Genomic DNA, 334 nt, shown 5'->3' on the forward strand with positions numbered 1-334 from the left:
GACCGTCTCACCGAGGTCGATCAGGGGGCGATCGTCGAGTGCAAGCGTCTCGCGCACGTGCTTGAGTTGGCGCAGGCGGTGCAGGCTCAGCGCGACAACCGCAGCATTGGCACGGCGCCCTCGCGCACGCATCGCGGCGCGCAGGTACGCACGCCACGCCGCGCATCCGGCACCAAGAAACAGCGCGAGCTCACGCAACAGGACTTGGAGGCAACGATGATCGCGCTGCATGAACACGAACGCGGTGCCGCGTCAGTAAAAACAGCTCGGCGCTCAGCAAACGGGGAAGTCGACGCATCCGCGCCCTGCCCGTTCGACCCTGCATCTTCAACAC

At 65.9% G+C, this 334-nt stretch carries 1 protein-coding gene; it reads right to left on the bottom strand.

All coding sequences use genetic code 11. The features are described from left to right. The coding region (locus NCR38_RS34035) for a hypothetical protein (RefSeq protein ID WP_250478543.1) at positions 1 to 231 on the bottom strand (231 nt) is incomplete at its 3' end. Between the last annotated feature and the right edge of the window lie 103 nt (positions 232 to 334).

It is taken from the genome of Caballeronia sp. INML1 (assembly GCF_023631085.1).
Lineage (GTDB): Bacteria > Pseudomonadota > Gammaproteobacteria > Burkholderiales > Burkholderiaceae > Caballeronia > Caballeronia turbans.